The organism is Streptomyces sp. NPDC057950, from assembly GCF_042887295.1.
GTDB lineage: Bacteria > Actinomycetota > Actinomycetes > Streptomycetales > Streptomycetaceae > Streptomyces > Streptomyces kaempferi.
Map to the genome: position 1 here is coordinate 127,770 of NZ_JBHVPP010000017.1, position 22,507 is coordinate 150,276.

The following is a 22,507-nucleotide window of genomic DNA, read 5'->3' on the forward strand; positions in this document are numbered from 1 at the left end:
GGGCGGACTCGCCGTACTGCCACGCGGTTGCGCCGAGGCCGGGCGAGGCGGGGGACCCCGGCGGCCGAACTGCCCGAAGGGCCACCCCGATCGACGGTGTGGGGCCCGGGGTCCGCGCCGCCTCGGCCAGGGCGTCTTAGGTAAACCTTCCCTTAGTGTCTACAGATCTGTAGACTCCAGCGCCGGGCCTTCCGTCCCGCCTGTCCCCCTTGCGTGAAACGAGGCACAGCCATGCCCATGAGACCTCACCCCATGCTGGCCGCAGCCACCGCCGTGGCGGCCGCGACCTCTCTCGCGGGCTGCACGCAGAAAGCAGCGGGAGGTGACGGCGCGCTCCGGGTGACGGCCTCGGACTCGTCCTGCGCGATCTCCAGGACCGAGTTCCCGGCAGGGCATCTCACCCTGGACGTCAGCAACAAGGGCACCAAGGTCACCGAGGTGTACGTGCTGTTCCCGGACGACCGGATCGCCGCGGAACGCGAGAACATCGGGCCCGGCACCTCGACCTCGATCACCGCCGAGATCAAGGCCGGCGCCTACGTGATCGCCTGCAAGCCGGGGATGAAGGGCGACGGCATCCGCCAGAAGGTGACGGCGACCGGTGCGAACGGGGCCGCGAAGCGCAGTCCCGCGGCCGACGCGGCGGTCGCCGCCTATCGCGGCTACGTCCTGGGGCAGGCGGAGGAAACCCTCCCGAGGGCTCGGGCGTTCGCCGACGCGGTCGAGGCGGGCGACCTGGCGAACGCCAAGAAGCTGTACGCGCCCTCACGCATCGGCTGGGAACGCACCGAACCCGTCGCGGAGTCCTTCGGCGACATCGACCCCAAGGTCGACATCCGTGAGGACGGTCTGGAGTCCGGACAGGACCCTGCCAAGGACTGGACCGGCTGGCACCGGCTGGAGAAGGCGCTGTGGCAGGACGGCCGGATCGGTGACCGGGAGAAGCAGCTCGCCGACCAGCTGATGACGGACCTGAACGCCTGGGCGAAGAAGGTCGGCCAGGCGGAGATCACGCCCACCTCGATGGCGAACGGCGCCAAGAGCCTGCTGGACGAGGTCGCCCGCAACAAGGTCACGGGGGAGGAGGAACGCTACTCCCACACCGACCTGGTCGACTTCAAGGGCAACCTGGAGGGCGCCCAGAAGTCCTACGACCTCCTCAAGCCCGTCGCGACGAAGAACGACCCACGGCTGACCGGGCAACTGGACACCCAGTTCGACGCCCTGAACACCTTGCTCGACAGGTACCGCACCACCAGGAGCGGCTACGGGTTCACCTCGTACGACAAGGTCGGCCGCGGGCAGCGCAAGGACCTCTCGGACGCCGTGAACGCGCTCGCCGAGCCGCTGTCCAAGCTCGCCGCCGCCGTCGTCAAGTAGCCCGGAAGGACACCTCCACCCATGTTCGGCAATTTCCTCATCGGACTGCGCGAAGGTCTCGAAGCCAGTCTGGTCGTCTGCATCCTCGTCGCCTATCTCGTCAAGACAGGCAACCGGCGCCGGCTCGCGCCGGTGTGGGCCGGCGTCGGCATGGCGGTCGCCCTCTCCCTGGCCTTCGGCGCCCTCCTGCAGTTCGGCTCCTCCACCCTCACCTTCCAGGCCAAGGAGGCACTCGGGGGCACGCTGTCCATCCTGTCCGTCGCCCTGGTCACCTGGATGGTCTTCTGGATGCGGCGTACCGCCCGCCACCTGAAGAGCGAACTCCAGGGCAGGCTGGACGCCGCACTGGCCGTCGGCACCGGCGCGCTGGTGGTGACCTCGTTCTTCGCCGTCGGCCGGGAGGGCCTGGAGACCTCACTGTTCGTCTGGACCGCCGTGCAGGCCACCGACGACGGGGTCCGGCCCCTTGTCGGCGCGCTTCTGGGGCTCGCCACCTCCGCCGTCCTCGGCCGGCTCTTCTACAAGGGCGCCCTGCGCATCAACCTGGCGGAGTTCTTCCGCTGGACCGGCGCCATGCTCGTCGTCGTCGCCGCGGGCGTCCTCGCGTACGGCATCCACGACCTGCAGGAAGCCGACTTCCTGCCCGGCCTGCGCCACCTCGCCTTCGACATCAGCGCCACCGTTCCCCCGGACTCCTGGTACGGCACCCTCCTGAAGGGCGTCTTCAACTTCCAGCCCGACCCGACCGTCCTCCAGGCGGTCGTCTGGGCCGTGTACGTCATCCCGGTCATGGGACTCTTCCTCGCCCCGCAACGCGGCCCGCGCGTCCCCGAGCCGCGGAAGGCGGGATCCGTGCAGGCCGACCGGGGCTCCGGGGCTTCGTCATGAGCAGGATCTGAGCAGCACCTGCGCAGTACTCGGCAGTCTGGATCCGGGGCCGTGCGGGTCAGGCGAAGTCCTCCGAGACGTCGACACCACGGACCCGCAACGGCTCGACGACTCCTTGTCTCGCGATCGACGCGCGGACGGCGGTCATCCGCGGGGCGCAGCGACTGCTCGCTCCGCTCAGGGCCGACGGTCCCTCAGAAGGCAGAAGACCACTGTCGAGACGAGCGCCCAGCCGGTGAGGACCAGGAACGGGAAGGCGTGCAGATATCCGGGGAAGTAGACCTCGGTGTGGATCGCCCCGATCGCCGCCCCCGTCGGCAGCCAACGGCCGACCAGGCCCAGGAACGTGGGCAGCAGGGGCCAGGAGACCGCGCCGCCGGAGGAGGGGTTCCCGATCAGCACCATCAGACCCCAGGTGGGGATGAGGGCCCACCGTCCGACCAGGACCAGGAACATCAGGAACACCGCGCTGGCCGCGTACATCGTCAGGGCCAGCGTCAGCCAGACCGAGGCGAAAGGCAGTTCGAGCGCACCGAGACCCCAGTCCACGACCGCCACGATGGCGAACGCCCCCAGCAGGGAGTACGCGATGGTGAACGCGATGCGCGCACCGGCGCCGAGTTCCCTCGCGTGCACACTGAGCTGGATCGCGCCCACGAAACTGACCACCACGGCTGCCAGTGAGATGTAGAAGATCGCCAGACCGCGAGGATCGCCCCGCTGGTTCGGTTTGATGTCCCGCACCACGACGTCCTTCCCCAGGCGCTTTCCCACCGTCCGCGCCGCTTGTTCCACCACCTGCGCCACCGACGCGCCCGACGCGGACGAGACGTCCACCGTGACCGTGGGCTCCTGCCGCACGTCGAAGATCGCGAAGACCGCCTGTCTCTCGGCCGCTTCCCTGGCCTGCGCGTAGCCGGGGTACGTGTGGACCACCAACGAGCCGTCCATCGCGGTCTCCATAGCGGTCAGAAAGGCGCCGTGGGCCGCGTCCGGCGGGCCGATCACCGCGGTCGGCACCCGGTGCGGGGTCGGATTGGCGAAGGCGTAGGTGTACGACCACGCGAAGACGCCCGCCACCGCCGAGACGAGGAGCACGATCACCGTCGCGGGCAGGAGAGGGGACCGCGCGAAGGACTGCCGGCGCTGCGCCCGTGTCGGAGGCCGTCGGTGGGCCTCGTGGGCGCGGTCGCCCCGCGCGTCCGGCTCTGCCATGGCGTTGACGCTAGGTCGGCCTGCCCGGCCGCGCATCCGGAGGGCAGCCTTGTGGAAGAGGCCGGCGGACGACTTCCCACCGGTGCCGTCGAGCCGTCCGGTGAGGAGCGGGCCGACGGTTTCGGGCGCCCCGGCCTTGAGGGAGGTGGCCCCCTCGGGAGGCCCGCTCGACCCGGGAGGCCCGCTCGGCCCCGCGTGCGGGACCGTCTCGCGGACGCGCGGGAGTGACCTGAGCGGATCGCGGGCCGGCGGTTCCCGCGCGACGGACACTCCGTAGTCGTGGTCGGCCGGAGTCGCTCGCGCCGACCATGCGGCACGCGGAGTCAGTGAACCCCGCGTTCCCCGTCCGACACGAACCGCGCGGCCGTGTCGGGCAGACCCACGTCGTGGCCCTTCGCGCACCGCACCACGGCACCGACCGGGCTTCCGCAGCCGGCGTGGACGAGTTCGACGCCGCCTTCGTTGCCGAGACGCGCTCCCCATTCCATCAGGGCGACGAACACGGGGAACAGCGACCGGCCCAGATCGGTGAGGACGTACTCGTACCTGGTCCGCTGGCCGGGCTCCCGGTAGGGATGCCGTTGGAGCAGACCCGCGTCGACGAGGCGCTTGAGCCGCTGGGCGGTGACGGCTTCGGTCAGACCGGTGTGCCGGGCGAGCGCGTCGAAGCGCCGGGCGCCGTAGTAGACCTCGCGCAGGAGGACCATCGCGGACCGCGTGCCGACCAGTTCCAGGGCGTGCTCCATGTGGCACCAGCCGGCCACGGTCTCGTCGTGGTCGGAGAATCGCCCGGTCTTGGTGATCACCGGCTCGACCCCGGCTTCCGGCGCCCCGCTGGACTCCGTCATGGCCTCACGCCCTCCCTGGCTACAGATTTGCATAGCCAGCCTGATATCTTCTGGCTATGGTTTCCACTAGTCAGCCTAACATCGCTGCGGTTCCGACCCCTGTCTCCAGCGCCACCCCGAACGGGCGGAGGTGGTGGGCCCTTCTGGTCCTCTGCCTCGGTGTGATGATGGCCTTCGTCAACGTCTCCTCGACGATCTCGGCGCTCTCGCCCCTTCAGGACGCCCTGGGCCTGTCCGCGAGCACCACGGTCTGGGTGAGCAGTGCTTTCAGCCTCGCCCTGGTGAGCCTTGTGCTGTCGGCGGGCACGCTGAGCGACATCCTCGGGCGGCGGCGGACACTCCTGTCGGGCGTCACGCTTTTCACGATCGGCAGCGTCATCGCCTTCCTGGCGGGCGACGCGGGCCTGCTCATCGCGGCCCAGGCGCTGATGGGAGTCGGGGCGGCGGCCGTCCTGCCGTCCAGCCTGGCGATCGTGAGTCACACGTTCACCGACCCGCATGAGCGCACCGGCGCCATCAGCGCCTGGGCGAGCTGCGCGGGCCTCGGGCTGGCGGTCGGCCCCCTGGTGGCGGGCGTACTGCTCGACCGGGTGTCGTGGCACGCCGTCTTCCTCACCAACGTGGTCATCGGCGTGCTCGCCCTGATCCTCACCCCGCTCCTGGTGACCGAGAGCAAGCACCCGACGCGCCGGTTCGACCCGGCGGGCGTCGTGCTCGGCACCCTCGCCGTCGCGTCCGCCACGTACGCGATCATCGAGGGTGGCTCCACGGGCTACGGCAGGCCCGTCATCATCGCCGCGTACGCCGTCTTCGTCGTCTCGCTGGCGGCCTTCGTGCGGGTCGAACTCCGTAACGACGACCCCATGCTGCAGTTGCGGCTGTTCAAGAACGCCTCGTTCACGATGGTGATGAGCATCAGCGCCGTCACCATGTTCGGCTTCGTCGGCATCTCACTGCTCACCGTCCTCCATCTGGAGCGGGTCGCCCACGACAGCGCCCTGATGACGGGTGTGAAGCTGCTCCCGATGTTCGCCACCTACATCGTCGTCAGCGCGTTCGCCGGCCGCCTGGTGCGCAGAATCGGCATCCCGGCCACGCTCGTCACCGGCCTCGTCCTCATGGGCGCGGGGGCCATCGCACTCCTGGCGGCCGGACCCTTCAGCGGGTACGGGGCCATGTGGCCCGGCCTGTTCGTCGCAGGCGTGGGCTCGGCCGTCCTGGTGGCGCCGTCGACCGCCGCGGCCGTCAACAGCGTTCCACCGCTCCAGGCCGGCATGGCGGCCGCGTCGGTCAACATGTTCCGCCAGCTCGGCAGCGTGCTCGGTCCCAGTGTTCTGGGCACCCTGGTCACCACCCGCTTTCCGGAGCACCTGCACGACCGGCTGGCCGCGTCCGGCATCCCGGCCGACCGCGTCGACGGCGTGGTCGCCGGAATCACCCACGGCGGGACGAGCGGCCTCCCGGCCGCGCAGGCCCATGCGATCTCCGTCGCCGTCCCCCAGGCATTCAGCGAAGCCCTTCATCTGGGCTGGCTCGTCGCCGGAATCGTGCTCCTCGCGACGACCGTCCCGACGGTGTGGTTCCTCCGCCGCCCCGCGGCGGCATAGCCCGACGGACGTTCCGGGTGTACCGGATCACCGCCGACCGGGCCGCCGTCTGCGCCGTCTGCGTTGTGGGTGCTATTGGCGTTATCGGTGTTGCCGGTGTTGTCGCGCAAGCGGCTCGGTGGAGTGACGGATCCACTGGCGGATCCAGTCGACGAGGGCCGTGACCCGGGCGAAGTAGTTCTCCTGGCCCTCCGCCCCGCACGGATGACCACCGACGATGCCGCTGGTGACACCGACGAGGGTGAACCCGCCCCGGCCGTTCCGGTGCATCAGGGGTGCTCCGCTGTCCCCGTAGCAGGGGGCCCTGTGGCCACGGATGAGCGTGCACAGGTGGACCTTCCGCAGGAGCCCCTGCCGGAAGCACCGGCCGCTCTCGGTCTGGTGCGTCTCCAGCAGCGCCTCCGAGGCGGGGCCGTCCTCACGGGTGTGGCCCCAGCCCGCGACCACCAGCGGTCCCGGATACGGCGTGAGGCGGGAGGAGGCGGGCAGCGCCAGGGGCGCGACCGTGCGACCGAACCTCACGGGCGTGTCCAGCCGCAGGAGTGCCGCGTCATAACGGAGAGGGCCGCCGGCCCGCCCGTACCGCGGGTGCCTGACGACGCGCACCACCCGGAGCGAACCGTCGGTCTCCGTCCGGAGCGCGGTGGTGCCCAGGACCACCCTGATGTCCTGGCTCTCGACACAGTGGCCGGCGGTGAGGACCCACCTCTCGCTCACCAGGGTGCCCGCGCAGGAGCCCTGGTGCCGTCCGTCCCGCAGGATCTGGATCTGCGCCATCCAGGGGTACTTGGCCGGCGAGGTCACCCGATCGCCGTTGACGATCCCTTGCGCCTCCGCCGACATGCCGATCAGGAGGGCGAAGGACGCCAGCACGGCCGTCACCGCCCGGCGGGAGATCCCTGTCATCCACCACTCCCCGAACCGAGTCGTCCACCACATCCCGAACCGATCGGGCGACGGTCGGTGATCGTAGAGGGCGGGGCGTCGGTGGGCGGACAGGCGCGACGGGGTCCGTCCCGTTCGCTTTCGGACAGGACGGCGGGTGACGCCTGAACGCGGCGTCAGGGCTCAGGGCGCGGTGTCGAGGATGTCCAGGGGGCGGGCCTGCCACGTCGCCCAGTCGCCGCTGATGGCGCTCGCCGCGCACAGCAGCAGGGGGAGGTGGTGATCGACCAGGGTTTCCACCGAGGTCTCGGCGGCGTGGGCGTTGACGTTCACGGCCGCGACGGTCCTGCCGTTCCCGTCGCGTACGGGCGCGGCGACCGAGCGGATGCCCGGTGCGAGGTCCTGATCGGTGACCGCCCACCCCTTGGCCCGCACATCACGCAGGACGGCGTGGATCTCGTCCCGGTCCGGGGTCCAGCGCGGGGTGACGCCGGAGCGGCTGGGTTCGGCCAGGGACTTGTCGAGTTCGTCGGGCGAGAGCGTGGCCAGCAGAACCTTGCCGAGCGAGGTCTGCAGGGCGGGGAACCTCGTGCCGATGGTGACGCCGAGGGTGACCAGTTTCGGTACGGCGACCCTGGCCACGTAGACGATGTCGGACCCGTCGAGCTGGGCGATCGAGCAGGACTCGTTGGTCTGTTCGACCAGATCGCGCAGGTGGGGACGGGCGAGTTCCCAGAGGTTCATCGAGCCGATGTACGCGGTGCCGAGGTCGAGCACCCGGGGCGTGAGCGAGAAGCCGCGTTCCTGCGAGCGGACGTAGCCGAGCTGCTCCAGGGTGATGAGGATCCTCCGGGCCGTGGGGCGGGCGAGGCCCGTGGCGCCGGCGATCTCACTGAGGGTCATCGAGCCGCTGCCCGGCCGGAAGCAGCGCAACACGTCCAGCCCTCGGGCAAGGGCCTCGATGAACTCGGGATTCCCGTCTCGGCGCATGGGGCCAGGCTAGCCGAGCGGACAGTGGTCCGGCGGATCTGCCATCCCCTGATCGGTGCAGAGGTCTTGTTTCGCTCTCAACCATGCGGCACATTGACCGCTGTGCGGACAGTCGTCCGTTGGAAGTCGGGCAGGCCGGACCAAGGAGGAATCCATGGCCTTCGTGACGGAGGAGAATCTCACCGACCTCGCGGAGAAGCGCTGGGCCACCGCCCACTCGCCCCGGCTCGCCGAGCTGACGACGGCGTTGGTGCGGCACCTGCACGCGTTCGCCCGCGAGGTCCGGCTCACCGAGGACGAGTGGACGGCGGCCGTGGAGTGGCTCACGGCGACCGGGCGGATCAGCGACGACAAACGCCAGGAGTTCATCCTCGCCTCCGACGTGCTCGGCCTGAGCACACTCGTCGTGCAGCTCAACCACCGCTTCGCACCGGCCGCGACGCCCGCCACGGTCCTCGGCCCGTTCCACATCGACGGCTCGCCGCCGGCCCCGTACGGCTTCGACATGTCCGACGGTGTCGAGGGCACGGCCCTGTTCGTCACCGGCCGCGTGCTCGGACTCGACGGAACTCCGCTGCCGGACGTCGTCCTGGACGTGTGGCAGGCCGACGCGGACGGCGCCTACGAGTCACAGCTCGCGGACGTCGACGAGGCACGGCTGCGCGCGAAGTACCGGACGCGGTCCGACGGGACGTACTGCGTGCGCACCATCGCGCCGCTCGGCTATGCCATCCCGATGGACGGACCGGTCGGCGCGCTCATCGGCCGGACCGGCATCAGTCACTACCGGCCGGCGCACATCCACTTCCTCATCGATCACCCCGGCCACGACCGGCTGATCACCCACCTGTTCCGGAGCGGCTCCCCCTACCTCGACAGCGACGTCGTGTTCGGGACCAAGGACGAACTGGTCGTGGACTTCAGTGAGCATCCAGCCGGCCCGGCCCCGGACGGCAGCACCGTCGACGCGCCCTACCTGCATGCCGAGTTCGACTTCGTGCTGCAGCCCTCGGCCTCGGAGGGGACGCGGCCGTGAACTTCGGCCTCCTCCTGCTGCGGCTGCTTCTCGCCGTACTCCTGTGCGGCCACGGCGCCCAGAAACTGTTCGGCCGGTTCGGCGGGGCCGGCCCCGACGGAACGGCCCCCGTCTTCGAACGATGGGGCTTCGTACCCGGCCGGCCCATGGTCCTGCTCGCGGGGCTGGCGGAGCTGACCGGAGCGGCCTCGCTCGCGACCGGCCTGCTCACTCCCGGCGGCTGCGCCGTCATCGTCGGCACGATGACGGTGGCGGCCGCGGCGACGGCCCCGAACGGGTTCTGGGCGCAACAGGGCGGCTGCGAGGTGCCGTTCTGGTACGGCGCGACGGCCGCGGTCCTCGGCTACACCGGTCCGGGCGCATGGTCCCTCGACCATGCCGTCGGCCTCGACGCACTCCACGGCCCCGGGTGGGGAACCGCCGCGCTCGCGGTCGGGTCGGCCACCGCCGCCGTACCTCTCGTCCTCCGGTCGCGGGTGCTGCGCACCCGGGCACGGCATCACAACGAGGTGACTTCATGACGATCGACACCCCGCACCCCGACGACCTCACCGCCGGACGTCCCCTTCTCTTCCGCAACGCCACCGTGCTGTCCATGGATCCCGCGATCGGCCTGCTGGAGGGCGGAGACGTCCTGGTGCGCGGAGGGCGCATCGAGCGGGTCGGGCACGCGCTGGCGGCACCCGAGGACGCGGTCGTGGTGGACGCCACCGGCGGCATCCTGATGCCGGGCATGGTCGACACACACCGGCACATGTGGCAGACGGCGCTGCGTGGGTTCGGAGCGGACTGGACGCTGTCCCAGTACTTCGTCTTCTACTACCTGAACTGGGGCAAGATCTTCCGCCCAGAGGACGTCCACGCGGGCAATCTGCTGTCGGCCGTCGAGGCGCTCGACGCGGGCGTGACCACGACGGTGGACTGGTCGCACGGACTGCGGACCCCCGAACACGGGGACGCGGCCGTCGAGGCGCTGCGGGCCGTGCCGGGCCGCTTCGTCCTGGCCTACGGCAACCTCCTCGGCGCGCCGTGGGAGTGGGCGACGGCCCCGGAGATGCGGAGGTTCGTGGACCGTCACTTCTCCGCGCGGGACGACATGCTGGGCCTCCAGTTGGCGTTCGACGTCACGGGCGACGCGGCGTTCCCGGAGAAGGCCGCGTTCGAGGCGGCCCGTGAGCTCGGCGTGCCGGTCACCACCCACGCCGGGGTCTGGGGCGCGACGGGCGACGACGGCATCCGCCTGATGTGGGACCACGGGTTCATGACCCCCGACGTCACCTATGTGCACTCCGCGACGCTCAGCGAGGACTCCTACCAGCGGATCGCCGCCTCCGGCGGCAGGGTGTCGGTGTCGGCGGAGAGCGAGCAGAACGCCGGGCAGGGGTACCCGCCCACCTGGCGGCTGCGCCGGCACGGCATCCCGGTGTCGCTGTCGATGGACACCAGCGTGTGGTTCAGCGCCGACCTCTTCTCCGCGATGCGGGCCACACTCTCCGCCGACCGCGCCCGCGAGCACCTGGAGGCCCACGCGGCCGGCGAGACGGTGGTCCATCACACGCTGCGGGCACAGGACGTCGTCGAGTGGGCCACCCTCGGTGGCGCGCGGGTCCTGGGCCTCGACGACCGGATCGGCTCGCTGACACCGGGGAAGAAGGCGGACCTCGTACTGATCAGGAACGACCGCGCCCCGGCCATGTTCCCGCTCCTGCACCCCTACGGGCATGTGGTGTACCAGGCCCAGCGGGCCGACGTGGACACGGTCGTCGTCGACGGCAGGGTCGTGAAGTACCGGCACGAACTGCTCGGTGTCGACCTGCCCAGGGCGCGCGAGGCCGTGGGCGCCACGGTCGAGTACGCCCGCAGGACGCTGGGCGAGAAGGCGTGGCGGGAGGCGCTGGAGCCGGAGATCCCGCGCTCCGAGCCGGTCTCGAACCCGTACACGTACAGCACGTATCGCGGCGAGGGTGTCGCCGTGCGGCAGGAGGAGTCCTAAGCCATGACCGACGGTGTGCGCGGGCCGCTCGACGGGCTGCTGGTGGCGGATTTCTCGCGGATCCTGGCGGGTCCGTACGCGACGATGCTGCTGGCCGACCTCGGCGCCGACGTGGTCAAGGTCGAGGGTCCGGCGGGGGACGACACCCGAACCTGGACGCCACCCGTGCGGGACGGGGTGTCGACCTACTACCTGGGCGTCAACCGGGGGAAACGGTCGGTCGTCCTGGACTTCCGTGACCCGCGGGACGCCCGGCTGGCCAGAGAACTGGCCCGGCGGGCGGACGTGGTGATCGAGAACTTCAAGCCGGGCGGCCTGGCCCGCTACGGTCTGGACCACGCCTCGGTGAGCACCGTGAACCCCGGCGTGGTCTACGCCTCGATCAGTGGATTCGGTACGGGCCCGGGGCGGGACGTTCCCGGGTACGACCTGATGGTGCAGGCGATCTCCGGACTGATGAGTCTCACCGGCGACCCCGAGGGGCCCGCGTACCGGGCCGGCATCTCGGTGTTCGACGTGATGGCCGGAAACCACGCGGCCATCGGGATCCTCGCCGCACTGCGTCACCGCGACGCCACCGGAAACGGTCAGCTGGTGGAGGTGAACCTGCTGTCCTCGGCGCTGACCGGGCTGGTCAACCACAGCTCCGCGTACGCCGCAGGTGGGACCGTGCCGTACCGGATGGGCAACGCCCACCCCAGCGTGTTCCCCTACGAGCCGTTGCCGACCGCCGACCGGGACCTGATCGTCGCCGCCGCCAACGACGGACAGTTCCGCAGGCTGTGCGAGGTGCTCGGCATCCCCGGGACCGCCGACGACCCCCGCTTCCGCCACAACGGCGACCGCACCGAGCGGCGTGAGGAGCTGAGGCCGATCCTGGTGGAGCGGCTGGGGACGCGCGGCGCCGTGGAGTGGTTCGACCTGCTGGTGGCCGCGGGGGTGCCGTGCGGGCCGATCAACACGATCGACGGCGGCTTCGCGATGGCCGAGCGCTTCGGGCTCGACCCGGTGGTGAAGGCCGGTGAGGGCGAGCGGGCCGTGCCCACGACCCGGCACCCGATCCGCTTCTCCGAGACACCGGCCGCCTACCGGTTGCCGCCGCCCGCCCTCGACGAACACGGCGAGGACGTACGCAAGTGGCTGGAGAGCGGCGAGGACGTGCGCGCAGGGGTGGAGAGCGGCGAGGACGTGCGCGCAGGGGTGGAGAACGGCGATGCCTGAGTACCCGACGGCGCTCGGCGCCTCGTCCCCGGACCGGATCACCCTGCTCGGCCACGACCTCGCCGAGGAGGTCATGGGTGAGGTCGGCTTCGGCGAGCTGGCGTTCTGGCTCGCGACGCAGCGCCGGCCGGCCAAGGGCGAGATCCGGGTCTTCGAGGCGGTGCTCGCCGCACTCGCCGATCACGGGTTCACGCCGACGGCCATCACGGCGCGGCTGACCTTCCTCTCCGCTCCGGACTCCGTCCAGGGAGCCCTCGCGGCCGGTCTTCTGGGCGGCGGCTCGCGCTTCCTGGGCGTCACCGAGGACTGCGGCAGGTTCCTGCACGACGTCCTGGCCGCTGTGGAGGGCGGTCATCCGGACGACGACGCGGAGTGGGACGCGCTCGCGCTGGCCGCGGTGCGGTCGGCGCGGGAGGCGGGCCGCCTCGTTCCGGGGCTGGGACATCACGTGCACAAGCAGGGCGACCCCCGCACGGCCCGGCTGTTCCGGATCGCCCAGGAGGAGGGGATGTCCGGCCCGCACCTGGCCCTCTTCGCCGCCATCGGCCGCGTACATCCCCAGGTACTGGGCAGGACGTTGCCGCTCAACGGTGCCGGGGTGTGCGGGGCCGCGCTCGCGGATCTCGGCCTGCCCCTGGAGCTCCTGCGTGCCTTCGCCCTGCTCGCCCGCACCGCCGGACTCATCGGCCAGCTCGCCGAGGAACTGCGCGATCCGGTCGCGAAGGACATCTTCCTGTCCGTGGACCTCAACAACCGATCGGTTCCGCCGCGGCCCTATGACGGGTAGGCGGCCAAGGCGCACCACTTGTCACAGACGAAAGCCTCTTCTGGTCAATTGCCTGAAAGGTGCGGATTAAGTCGATTCGACGACTCCATCCGCGTCCGGATACGAGCGCGGAGATGGAGCGCGGGTGTTCCGCCCGGCCACTCCCGGTGGCCCTGGCCGCCGCGGTGTCGGCACGGCGGCCTCCCGCGTCCGTGCCGCCCTCCAGGGCTACCCGAGGAATATGGCGATGACCAGCACGGACATGGTGACGCAAGGCGAGCGGGCGAGCGCGGTCGAGAGGTCGGACTCGGCGATCGCGATGCTGGACGACCAGGGAACGGTGGTGGGATGGACGCGGGCCGCCGAGCGGCTTGTCGGATACACCGCCGGTGACGTGGTGGGCCGGTCCGCGACGCTCGTCCTGCCATCCGCCGGGAAGGCGACCACGATATCGGCGTTCGTCGAGCGATGCCGTGCCCGGAACGGCTGGTCGGGGACCACGGCGGTGCGTCACCGCGACGGCCGCGTGCTCGATGTCAGCCTGAGGATCTCGATGCTGTGGGGGCAGAACGGGGCAGTCCGCTGGCTCGTGTCACTGACCGACATCGGCAAGCTGTCCTGGGGCGCGATGAGCGAGTCCGTGCGGGACTCGCTTCTCGCCCGCACCCCGATCGGTGTCGTCGTGCGTGACCCTGACCTGCGGTGCACCTGGGTGGACGACACGATGGAGCGCCACGACGGCGTCTCCCGCGACCGACGGCTCGGGCGTCGATTCACCGAGGTGCTGCCCGGTGCCCAGGCCGAGACACTCGAGACGATGATGCGGCAGGTACTGAAGACCGGCACCACCAGGGTCCAGGAGTACCGGCTGAGGCTTCCGTCGGATCCGCGCAAGGAACACTCGTTCGCCGTTTCGATCTTCTGTCTCCAGGACGCCGACGCCCAGGTGCTGGGAGTGTGCGTCATCAGCATCGACGTCACCGAGAGCCGTCGGGCGCGAGAGCGCCTCTCCATCCTCAGCGAGGCCAGTACGCGCCTCGGCCGCACCCTCGACGTGATGCAGACCAGCCAGGAGCTCGCCGACCTCGCCGTGCCCCTGCTGGCCGACTACGTCGCCGTCGACCTGGAGCAGTCGGTCCCCTTCGGCGAAGGGCCGCCGGTCCACATCGGCTCGACGGGCGAGCGTCTCGTGTTCCGACGTGCCGGCCTGGCCTCGATCCATCAAGGGATCCCCGAATCCCCCTGGGCGCTCGGTGAACCGGTCCGCGTGCCACCCGTCTCACCCTTCATGGACGTCCTGCGCACCGGGAGGTCCCACCTGGAGCCGTGCCTGGGCAGGGCTCCAGGCGCCTGGATCGAGGAGGACCCGGAACGGGCGCGGAAGGTCCGCGAGAACGGTATGCACTCCCTGATGGTGGTACCCATCCGGGCACGGCGCGCCCTGCTGGGGGTGGTGCTGTTCATCCGGACCGAGGACCCCGGGCCGTTCCGGGACGTCGATCTGCTCCTCGCCGAGGAACTCGTCAGCCGCGCCGCGCTGTCACTGGACAACGCACGCCAGTACGCTCGCGAGCACACCGCGGCCCTCGCGCTCCAACGCACCCTGCTTCCCCACCGGTTGAGGGGCGGCACGGCGGTCGAGACGGCGTCGCGCTACCTGCCCGCCGACATCGAGAACGGCGTCGGGGGCGACTGGTTCGATGTGATCCCCCTGTCCGGTGCCCGGGTGGCCCTCGTTGTCGGCGATGTCGTCGGACACGGCATCAACGCCGCCGCGAACATGGGCCGTCTGCGCACCGCCGTGCACACGCTCGCGGACATGGAGCTGCCTCCCGGTGAACTGCTGGCCCACCTCGACGACACGGTCCAGCGACTGGCCGAGGAGGAGGCCGACGTCTCGGACCAGCCGCCCGCGGTGATGGGCGCCACCTGTGTGTATGCCGTCTACGACCCGGTGACTCGCCGGTGCACCATGGCGCGGGCCGGACACCCCCCGCCGGTGATCGTGGACCCGGACGGCACGGTCACCTTCCCCGACCTTCCCACCGGAACCCCCCTGGGCATCGGGCTGGGGGTCCCCTTCGAGTCCGTGGAGCTGGAACTGGCCGAGGGGAGTGTCCTCGCGCTGTACACGGACGGTCTGGTCGAGACCCGCGACCAGGACATCGACGTGGGGATGCGGCGACTGGGCGCCGCCCTCGCGGAGCCGGGCCGCTCCCTGGACGACCTGTGCACCCGTGCGACGGAGACCCTGACGGGGGAGGCGCCGTCGGACGACGTCACCCTGCTCCTCGTCAGGACCCGCTCGCTCAGCCCGGCCCGGGTCGCCTCCTGGACGCTGCCGAGCGACCAGAGTTCCGTCGGCGGCGCCCGGCGCCTGGCGGCCCGTCAGCTGGCGGCGTGGGGTCTGGAGGGTCTCGAGGATTCCACGAAGCTGATCGTCAGTGAGCTGGTCACCAATGCCGTTCGCCACGCCACCGGCCCGGTCGGTCTGCGTCTGATCCGGCACCAGGTCCTGACCTGTGAAGTGACCGATGCGAGCGTCTGCTCACCGCGCCTGCTCCGCTCGGGCTCCGCGGACGAGAACGGCCGCGGCCTCCTCCTGGTCGCCCAGCTGTCCCGCAGATGGGGTTCTCGCTCGGTGCCGGGCGGCAAGGTCGTCTGGGCCGAGGAAGACCTGGCCTCCGTACCCTCACACGCACCGGCACGGGGCGCGCCGCCCGTACCGGCGGGCCGACCGGTGCCCGCCTCGCCGTCGGGAGGGTCCGGTGTATGCCTCGACCGACGGGAGTGACCGACGGGAGTGACTGACGGGAGTGACTGACGGGAGTGACTGACGGGAGTGACTGACGGGAGTGACTGACGGGAGTGACCGACGGGGGTGACCAGGGTGTGTCCCGTGACCGGTCACCCGTGAGGGCGCACTGCGGAGCCCCCGCGCGCGTGGCCGTTCGCGGCCGTCCGTCGCCGTTCGAAGGTCATAGTGGTCGTTCGCGGTTCGGTGAGCCGAACGCCTAGCATGAAGCAGAGGCACTGAAACCTGAGCCCTTGCCCCTGTGTGCGGGATGTGCCGTGAAGGATCCGGAGATCGATTACCAGGGCATCTTCGACGTGTCACCCAGCGCGATGCTGGTGCTCACGCCCGATCTTGTCATCGTTGACGCGAACGTGTCCTACCAGGACCTGGTCGGCCGCGCGCGGGACCAACTGGTCGACCGGTACGTGTACGACGTCTTCCCGAAGGACCCGGAGGGCCCGGACGATCTCCGCGCGTCGATGCGACGGGTGCTGGAGACCCGCGCCCAGGACGTCGCGGGGCCGATGCGCCACGACGTGGAGGAGACGGATCGGCCGGGGGTGTTCGAGGAACGTTACTGGAGCCCGATCAACGCCCCCGTCCTGGACTCCGAGGGAAACATCGTGCTGGTCGTGCACCGTCTGGAAGAGATCACCGACGTGGTGCGCGCGTGCGGTCCGGAATCGGACGAGCGGCGCCTGCGGACCCAGTTCGAGCTGTACGCGCGATCCCGTGAGCTGCAGCAGGTCAACGAACGGCTGCGGCAGGCCAACGCGCGCGAGAGGCAGGTCGCCCTCGCGCTCCAGGACGCGATGCTGCCCGCGCCCGGGCGGCTCGACCGTCACCAGGCGGCGGTGCGCTATCGGCCCGCCGAGGACACCCTGAACGTCTGCGGCGACTGGTACGAGGTGACACAGCTCGCCTGCGGGGCCGCTGCCGTCGCGGTCGGTGACGTCGTGGGGCACGGCCTGGCGGCGGCAGGGATCATGGGCCAGCTGCGCAGTGCCCTGAGCGCGGCCATGCGCGTCGTCGACGGGCCCGCCACCGCGCTCGACGGTCTGGACATGTACGCGCGTTCCCTCGCCGGCGCCCTCGCCAGTACCGCCGTGCAGACCGTCATCGACGAGGGCGGCCACCGCATCACCTACAGCAGCGCGGGGCACCCGCCACCGGCCCTGGCCCACCCGGACGGCACGGTGCAGTTCCTGGACCGGGCGACGGATCCGCCCCTGGGGGCCGGCCCCGAACACAGCGCCCGTCCGCAGGCCACGACCACCTACGCCGACGGCGCCGTACTCGTCCTCTACAGCGACGGGCTGATCGAGCGCCGCCGCGAGGACATCGACCAGGGTCTCCAGCGCCTCGCCGACCACCTGGCCCGGCACCACAAGGACGATGCCGAGGACCTGGCGGAAGGGCTGACCACGCTGAGCGCCGCCACCGATGACACGGTCGTGGTCGTCGTCCGCCTCTGACGCCGCCGACGACACCTGACCCGTGTCCCGGACGGGAATTCCGCCTCCGGGGCCGATTGTCGCCGTCGACGCCCCGGCGACCTCGCGGGACTGCGGCACAATGACGGTAGGCGCCCGCCGAGGCAGGTCAGGACGAGAGAGGCGACGACGTGGTGCAGTGGCAGGGGACCAACTTCACCGTGGACGGACACGAGCCGACCAGCGCCGAGGAGTACTACCGGATCGGCCTGCACTGCTGGGACAGCGCGGAGCACCGCGACGCGGCGACCGCCTTCCTGGAAACCGCGGCGGCGGGCGGTCACAGCGCCGCCGTCGAGCTCCTGGGGCACATCGACTACGTGCGGGGGCAGTACGCGAACGCGGTGCCACGGCTGCGGCAGAGCACCGGCTCACCGCGAGCCGCCTACTACCTCGCCTCGCTGTACCACCAGGGCTGCCCCCAGGCGGGTATCCCCCAGTCGTTCGACGAGGCGGCCCGCTGGTACCGCTCCTCGGCCGAACTGGGCGAGCCCGAAGCGATGCTGGCCCTGGGCGACCTGTACCTGGAGCGGCTGCTGCCCGTGACCCGCACCCCCGCGGAGCACGCCCTCGAGTACTTCCTGGCGGCCGCGGCACGCAATCACCCCTACGGCCAGTACCGTGCCGCCGAGGTCTACCGCACCCTCTACCAGGACGCCCAGAGCGCCGCCGCGCTGTACCAGGCGTGCGTGGACAACCCGATGACCGTACGTCACTCATTGGGGTCGATGATGACCCTGCAGAGTCAGGCACACCTGCGGGAGATATCGGCGAACAGGACGGACGGGCTGCTGCGGCAGCGTCGCGACGCCGTCAACCCCCCGCACCACCGGGGCGACTTCTACTGAGCGCCACGGGTCCGGGGAGGCATCGCGCGGAACGCGGAGTGCTCGCGGCGCTCGGGCCGGAAGTCCCTCCGCGACGTCAGATCCGCCAGGAGCGCAGGACATCCGCGACGGCGTAGATCGGCAGGCGGGTCTCCCGGACCTTTCTGATCAGGTCGGACAGGCTGCCGTACGGAGGATCGATCCCTTCGCCGGACTGGTCCATGTACTGGGCCGCGACGAACGCCGCGAAGAGGCTGTTGCGGTGCGGCAGCGGTTCGAGACGTACGACTGTGTGCAGAAGCGCTGCCGCGCGCCACGCCGTGTCGGGATTGGACGTCTGAAGGGTCGGCATGCGCGTCTTGTGCCGCGCGACGGCCGCGACCAGGGCCGAGTAGTCGGTGACCGACACGTCGTCGGTTCCCAGGGCGGCTTCCTGGACGTCCAGCAGCCAGGAGACATCGATGTACAGGATTTCGCTCATCAGGCGGCGGCGACCCCATCGCCGCGCTGCGAGGGTGGGACCTCGTCGGGGAACGCCTCGTCGAACTCGGCGTGCAGCTTGTCCGCCCACGAGGTGGCGCCGGCGACGAACCGCTTGCGGTGCATCTCCCGGACGCCGAGATCGTGCATGTACTGCTTCAGGCTCTTGCCTTCCGCCGAGGCGGCCGCGCGCACACCTTCCATTTCCTCGTCCGTGAACGTCACATTCAGTGATGGCATGGCAAGCATGGTACCTATCAGGTACCTGTGAAGCCAGACGAGGGGTGAAAGTCAGGCGTCCTGAGCATTGGAGGCGCCGGCGCGGGTGCCGGCGCCCTCTCGGGTGCAACCTTCAGGTTGCTCCTGGAGATTTGATGTGCAACCCTTGAGTTGCACTCGAAATCGACATGGACGGAGTTCCCTGATGAGCGAGGACCGCATCGAACGCGAGACCCTGATCGCGGCACCCCTGGAGCGGGTCTGGGCGCTGGTCGCCCAGCCCGGATTCTGGGTGGCCGACAAGGCGAGCCTTCCCGGCACCGTGGCCAGGGCGGGAGAGACGATGATCGCGAAGAACGCGGAACACGGCGACTTCCCGGTGCGCGTGGAGAAGGTCGAGCCGCCGACGTACCTGGCGTACCGCTGGACCAGCGCGTTCCCCGGAGAGGAACTGCGCGAGGACAACAGCACCCTCGTGGAGTTCACGTTGTCCCAGGAAGGCGACCGGACGCGACTGCGCGTCGTGGAGAGCGGGTTCGCGGCACTCGCCGGGTCCGAGGAACTGCGCAGCCAGAACGTGAAGGACCACAGCGAAGGCTGGCCCCTCGAACTCGGCGCGCTCAAGTCGCGTGCCGAACAGCCCTCCACGTGACCGAAGAACGTCCTGGCGCCGCCGAGGTCGTCGACAGCGTCCTTGTCGCGCTCGCCGACCCGACGCGACGCCAACTGCTCCAACTGCTGGCCGCGCGGGGCGAGGCCACCGCGACGACACTCGCCGAAGGGCTTCCCGTCTCGCGGCAGGCGGTGGTCAAGCATCTCTCCGTGCTGGACGCCGCCGGGCTGGTCACCGGCGGCCGGGTCGGACGCGAGGTGCGCTACGCGGTGCGGCCCGCGGCCCTGAACGCCACGGCCCGTTGGATGGCCACGCTCGCGGCCGACTGGGACCGGCGACTGGCCGACATCAAGCACATCGCCGAGGCGGCGGAGCGGGAGGCGCGGAACGAGGGGAGCGACCCGGGCCCGTCACGGGACCGGAACACGTGAGGAGTCGTCCGGCGCGCGAACGGTCACCCCGTCAGGTGGGTGACCGTTCGCCCACATGTGCCCGTGGGGCCGGGGGCGCGTTCCGGCCTACGCTGTCCGTAGCGACCGCAAACGGGAACGGCACGCGTCCCGCAGTCGCGGTCCGCGGTTCGCGGTTCGGTTCGGCGTCGAGGGGGGCCGCTCATGGCCAGCGCGTTTCAGGAGCGCAAGCTCAAGGGGATGTTCGCCGCGTTCGACGCGGACGGTGACGGCTATCTGTGCGAGGACGACTTCACGACGCTCGTCGCCCGCTGGAGCCTGCTCCCGGGAGTGGGGCCCGGGACACCACTGCACGCGCGGGTCGAGATGTTGCTGATGGGCTGGTGGGGCGCTCTTCTGGAGGCCGGGGACGCCAACGGTGACGGCACGGTGGACATGGGTGAACTGCTCACCCTCGTCGACCGGTTGCCCACCATGGCCGAGGCCGTCACCGCGACCGCCGACACCGTCTTCGACGCCGTTGACGCCAACGGTGACGGCCGGATCTCCCCGGAGGAACACCGCAGGCTCGTGGAGACCTGGAACGGGCGGCCGGCGGACATGACCGGTGTCTTCGAGCTGCTCGACCCGGACGGCGACGGTCACCTCGGCCGCGAGGAGTTCGCGTTCCTCTGGCGCCAGTTCTGGACCAGCGACGACCCGGCGGAACCGGGCAACTGGCTCTGCGGCCGTTTCCCGGCTGAAGGCTGACGGCTGACATCTGACGGCTGAGATCTGACGGCTGACGGTACTGACAGCTGACGGCTGTCAGCGCGACCCGGCGCTTGTCCCGCGGTCCGGCCGATGTGGTGCGCAGGGGGCGACGCGACCGGCTCGGAGTGGGCGAGGGTGCAGGCGTACTCACCCGGGTGCGGTCAGCGGCAAGGGCGTTGCAGCGAACACCGCAAAGCGATCGACGGGACGCGTTCACGCACTCGCCGGGATTCCGCGGTGGGGCCTTCCGCGCGGCCCGGAAAGGGAAGAGTCATCGCGAACCCCGACGCCTGCACCGGCGTCGGGGTTCAGCCCGTGGCGAGGACACGTCCGGAGTCGGCAGCGGCGGCGGCCGCGCTCACCCGAACTCTTCCCGGATTCAAAGGTATTGACGTGAAGCTGGTCTAGTCCATACCGTCATCGGTCATCGGATGTTCATGTGACGGAATCGACGTCAGCCACATGAACTGCCGTTCCGTCCCCGATGCTCCGCTCACGGCACCCCCCCCGCATCATCGCGCCCCCTCGCGCTCATGACAGGAGCCGTCTTGTGATCAGATCCGCCGTCAGAGCCCTTGCCACCGCTCCCGCCGTCCTTGCCATGGCGGCCACCGCCGTCGTCGCCGCCGGTGGCTCCGCGAGCGCCGCGGCCAACCCGGGCCCCGGCTTCCCCGCCCACTACGCCGCGCCCTACGTCGAGACGTGGAACTCGCCCTCGGCCATGACCAACGCCCGCAACGCGACGGGCCTGAAGTACTACACGCTCGCTTTCGTCATCGACGGCGGCGGCTGCAACGCCATGTTCAACGGGGACACGCCCGTCACCGACGCCGGCTGGACCTCCGCGATCAATTCCCTGCGAGGAGCGGGCGGCGACGTCATCGCCTCCTTCGGCGGTGCTTCCGGAACCGAGGAGGCGCAGGCCTGTACGACCGTGACCTCGCTCAAGGCCCAGTACAAGAAGGTCATCGACACCCTCAACCTCACCCGCGTCGACTTCGACATCGAAGGCGGCGCGATCGCGGACACCGCCGGCAACGACCGCCGCAACAAGGCGCTCGCCCAGCTCCAGCAGGAGTACGCCGCCGCGGGGCGCAAGCTCGACGTCCAGTACACCCTGCCGTCCATGCCGAACGGGCTGGACGGCAACGGGACGAAGCTGCTGTCCAACGCCAAGAGCAACGGACTCAACGTCAACCTCGTCAACATCATGACGATGGACTACTACGACGGAACCCGGGACATGGGCAAGGCGGCCACCGACGCCGCCACCGCCCTGCGCACCCAGCTCGGCGCCATCTGGCCGGAGAAGTCCGACGCGCAGCTGTGGGCGATGGAGGGCAACACCCCGATGATCGGGGTCAACGACGACGTCAGCGAGATCTTCACCACCGGCAACGCCACCACGCTGACCAACTTCGCCAAGTCCAAGGGGATCCAGGAACTCGCCTTCTGGGCGCTCGGCCGCGACAAGGCCTGCGCCACCAACGGCCAGCTCTCCGACACCTGCAGTGGCACCCCGCAGAGCGCCTGGCAGTTCTCCAGCACCTTCAACTCCGTGACCGGCGGTACCACCCCGCCGCCCACCGGTTCCACCGGCCAGATCACGGGCCTCGGCGGCAAGTGCGTCGACGTCGCCTCGGCGAGCAGCGCCAACGGCACCGCCGTCCAGCTGTACGACTGCAACGGCACCACCGCCCAGCAGTGGACCGTGGGTTCCGACAACACCGTCCGCAGTCTCGGTAAGTGCATGGACCTCACCGCGGCGGGCACCGCCAACGGCACCAAGGTCCAGCTGTACGACTGCAACGGTACCGGCGCCCAGGTCTGGCAGCGCGGCAGCGGGGACACCCTCGTGAACCCCGTGTCCGGCAAGTGCCTCGACGTCACCGACAAGTCGACGGCCAACGGAGCCCGGCTGCAGATCTGGACCTGCGCGGGCGGCACCAACCAGCAGTTCCACCTCCCGGCCTGACAGGGGGCCAGGCCCGCTGCCGCCCGGTGCACCTTGTGTGTGCCGGGCGGCAGCGTGTGCGGCCTGGGAGCTCCGTGCGTCATCGTCTCCTCGACGCTTGTGGAGGCGGTC

The 22,507-nt window shown here is 70.5% G+C and carries 21 protein-coding genes; 15 read left to right on the forward strand and 6 right to left on the reverse strand.

The features are described from left to right. The first annotated feature begins 237 nt into the window (after positions 1 to 237). On the forward strand, positions 238 to 1,380 hold the full coding sequence (gene efeO / locus ACFVTC_RS26860) for an iron uptake system protein EfeO (RefSeq protein ID WP_390131085.1): 1,143 nt from the start codon (positions 238 to 240) through the stop codon (positions 1,378 to 1,380). Between the two features lie 21 nt (positions 1,381 to 1,401). After that, positions 1,402 to 2,268, forward strand: coding sequence for an iron uptake transporter permease EfeU (efeU, locus tag ACFVTC_RS26865; RefSeq protein ID WP_390131086.1), 867 nt, complete (start codon positions 1,402 to 1,404; stop codon positions 2,266 to 2,268). A 177-nt stretch (positions 2,269 to 2,445) separates the two neighbouring features. Here the strand turns inward: efeU and ACFVTC_RS26870 are convergent, their stop codons facing one another. Both ACFVTC_RS26870 and ACFVTC_RS26875 read right to left on the reverse strand, forming a co-directional pair. Then, positions 2,446 to 3,483 carry an ABC transporter permease gene (locus ACFVTC_RS26870; RefSeq protein WP_390131087.1) on the reverse strand — a complete coding sequence of 346 codons (1,038 nt, stop codon included), beginning with the start codon at positions 3,481 to 3,483 and terminating at the stop codon, positions 2,446 to 2,448. Between the two features lie 323 nt (positions 3,484 to 3,806). Further along, positions 3,807 to 4,331: a winged helix-turn-helix transcriptional regulator gene (locus ACFVTC_RS26875; RefSeq protein WP_390131088.1), complete on the reverse strand. Its 525-nt coding sequence runs from the start codon at positions 4,329 to 4,331 to the stop codon at positions 3,807 to 3,809. Between the two features lie 56 nt (positions 4,332 to 4,387). Between ACFVTC_RS26875 and ACFVTC_RS26880 the strand changes: the two genes are divergently transcribed. Next, positions 4,388 to 5,938 carry an MFS transporter gene (locus ACFVTC_RS26880; protein ID WP_390131089.1) on the forward strand — a complete coding sequence of 517 codons (1,551 nt, stop codon included), beginning with the start codon at positions 4,388 to 4,390 and terminating at the stop codon, positions 5,936 to 5,938. Positions 5,939 to 6,019: 81 nt separating this feature from the next. On the opposite strand, the gene ACFVTC_RS26885 is transcribed toward ACFVTC_RS26880, so the two are convergent. Both ACFVTC_RS26885 and ACFVTC_RS26890 read right to left on the reverse strand, forming a co-directional pair. Continuing rightward, positions 6,020 to 6,844 carry a serine protease gene (locus tag ACFVTC_RS26885; protein ID WP_390131090.1) on the reverse strand — a complete coding sequence of 275 codons (825 nt, stop codon included), beginning with the start codon at positions 6,842 to 6,844 and terminating at the stop codon, positions 6,020 to 6,022. Positions 6,845 to 7,006: 162 nt separating this feature from the next. After that, complete coding sequence (locus ACFVTC_RS26890; protein WP_390131091.1) at positions 7,007 to 7,813, reverse strand: IclR family transcriptional regulator C-terminal domain-containing protein; 807 nt, start codon at positions 7,811 to 7,813, stop codon at positions 7,007 to 7,009. A gap of 154 nt (positions 7,814 to 7,967) precedes the next feature. Between ACFVTC_RS26890 and ACFVTC_RS26895 the strand changes: the two genes are divergently transcribed. From ACFVTC_RS26895 to ACFVTC_RS26930, 8 genes are all read left to right on the forward strand, one after another. Beyond that, positions 7,968 to 8,849 carry a dioxygenase gene (locus ACFVTC_RS26895; RefSeq protein ID WP_390131092.1) on the forward strand — a complete coding sequence of 294 codons (882 nt, stop codon included), beginning with the start codon at positions 7,968 to 7,970 and terminating at the stop codon, positions 8,847 to 8,849. Next, entirely contained in the window at positions 8,846 to 9,370 is a 525-nt protein-coding gene (locus ACFVTC_RS26900) for a DoxX family protein (RefSeq protein ID WP_390131093.1), read from the forward strand. The genes ACFVTC_RS26895 and ACFVTC_RS26900 overlap by 4 nt, the downstream gene beginning before the upstream one ends. Further along, positions 9,367 to 10,842, forward strand: coding sequence for an amidohydrolase family protein (locus ACFVTC_RS26905; RefSeq protein ID WP_390131094.1), 1,476 nt, complete (start codon positions 9,367 to 9,369; stop codon positions 10,840 to 10,842). The genes ACFVTC_RS26900 and ACFVTC_RS26905 overlap by 4 nt, the downstream gene beginning before the upstream one ends. A gap of 3 nt (positions 10,843 to 10,845) precedes the next feature. After that, positions 10,846 to 12,063 carry a CaiB/BaiF CoA transferase family protein gene (locus ACFVTC_RS26910; protein ID WP_390131095.1) on the forward strand — a complete coding sequence of 406 codons (1,218 nt, stop codon included), beginning with the start codon at positions 10,846 to 10,848 and terminating at the stop codon, positions 12,061 to 12,063. Further along, positions 12,056 to 12,850 carry a citryl-CoA lyase gene (locus ACFVTC_RS26915; protein WP_390131096.1) on the forward strand — a complete coding sequence of 265 codons (795 nt, stop codon included), beginning with the start codon at positions 12,056 to 12,058 and terminating at the stop codon, positions 12,848 to 12,850. The genes ACFVTC_RS26910 and ACFVTC_RS26915 overlap by 8 nt, the downstream gene beginning before the upstream one ends. Before the next feature lie 220 nt (positions 12,851 to 13,070). Further along, positions 13,071 to 15,623 carry a SpoIIE family protein phosphatase gene (locus ACFVTC_RS26920; protein WP_390131097.1) on the forward strand — a complete coding sequence of 851 codons (2,553 nt, stop codon included), beginning with the start codon at positions 13,071 to 13,073 and terminating at the stop codon, positions 15,621 to 15,623. 278 nt (positions 15,624 to 15,901) lie between these two features. Beyond that, complete coding sequence (locus ACFVTC_RS26925) at positions 15,902 to 17,101, forward strand: PP2C family protein-serine/threonine phosphatase (RefSeq protein WP_390131098.1); 1,200 nt, start codon at positions 15,902 to 15,904, stop codon at positions 17,099 to 17,101. Between the two features lie 149 nt (positions 17,102 to 17,250). Continuing rightward, positions 17,251 to 17,967: a tetratricopeptide repeat protein gene (locus ACFVTC_RS26930; RefSeq protein WP_390131099.1), complete on the forward strand. Its 717-nt coding sequence runs from the start codon at positions 17,251 to 17,253 to the stop codon at positions 17,965 to 17,967. Positions 17,968 to 18,043: 76 nt separating this feature from the next. Here the strand turns inward: ACFVTC_RS26930 and ACFVTC_RS26935 are convergent, their stop codons facing one another. Next, positions 18,044 to 18,427 (reverse strand): toxin Doc, encoded by a 384-nt coding sequence (locus ACFVTC_RS26935; protein ID WP_153286752.1) that lies wholly within the window; start codon positions 18,425 to 18,427, stop codon positions 18,044 to 18,046. Beyond that, positions 18,427 to 18,666, reverse strand: coding sequence for a hypothetical protein (locus tag ACFVTC_RS26940; RefSeq protein ID WP_168533035.1), 240 nt, complete (start codon positions 18,664 to 18,666; stop codon positions 18,427 to 18,429). The genes ACFVTC_RS26935 and ACFVTC_RS26940 overlap by 1 nt, the downstream gene beginning before the upstream one ends. 184 nt (positions 18,667 to 18,850) lie before the next feature. Between ACFVTC_RS26940 and ACFVTC_RS26945 the strand changes: the two genes are divergently transcribed. The 4 genes from ACFVTC_RS26945 (at position 18,851) to ACFVTC_RS26960 (ending at position 22,396) form a co-directional block, all read left to right on the forward strand. Then, positions 18,851 to 19,297, forward strand: coding sequence for an SRPBCC domain-containing protein (locus tag ACFVTC_RS26945; protein ID WP_390131101.1), 447 nt, complete (start codon positions 18,851 to 18,853; stop codon positions 19,295 to 19,297). Continuing rightward, positions 19,294 to 19,689, forward strand: coding sequence for an ArsR/SmtB family transcription factor (locus ACFVTC_RS26950; RefSeq protein WP_390131102.1), 396 nt, complete (start codon positions 19,294 to 19,296; stop codon positions 19,687 to 19,689). The genes ACFVTC_RS26945 and ACFVTC_RS26950 overlap by 4 nt, the downstream gene beginning before the upstream one ends. A 183-nt stretch (positions 19,690 to 19,872) precedes the next feature. After that, a complete protein-coding gene (locus ACFVTC_RS26955) occupies positions 19,873 to 20,418 on the forward strand; it encodes an EF-hand domain-containing protein (protein ID WP_390131103.1) in 546 nt (181 codons plus the stop codon). A 553-nt stretch (positions 20,419 to 20,971) separates the two neighbouring features. Continuing rightward, complete coding sequence (locus ACFVTC_RS26960; protein ID WP_390131104.1) at positions 20,972 to 22,396, forward strand: RICIN domain-containing protein; 1,425 nt, start codon at positions 20,972 to 20,974, stop codon at positions 22,394 to 22,396. Positions 22,397 to 22,507: the final 111 nt, after the last annotated feature.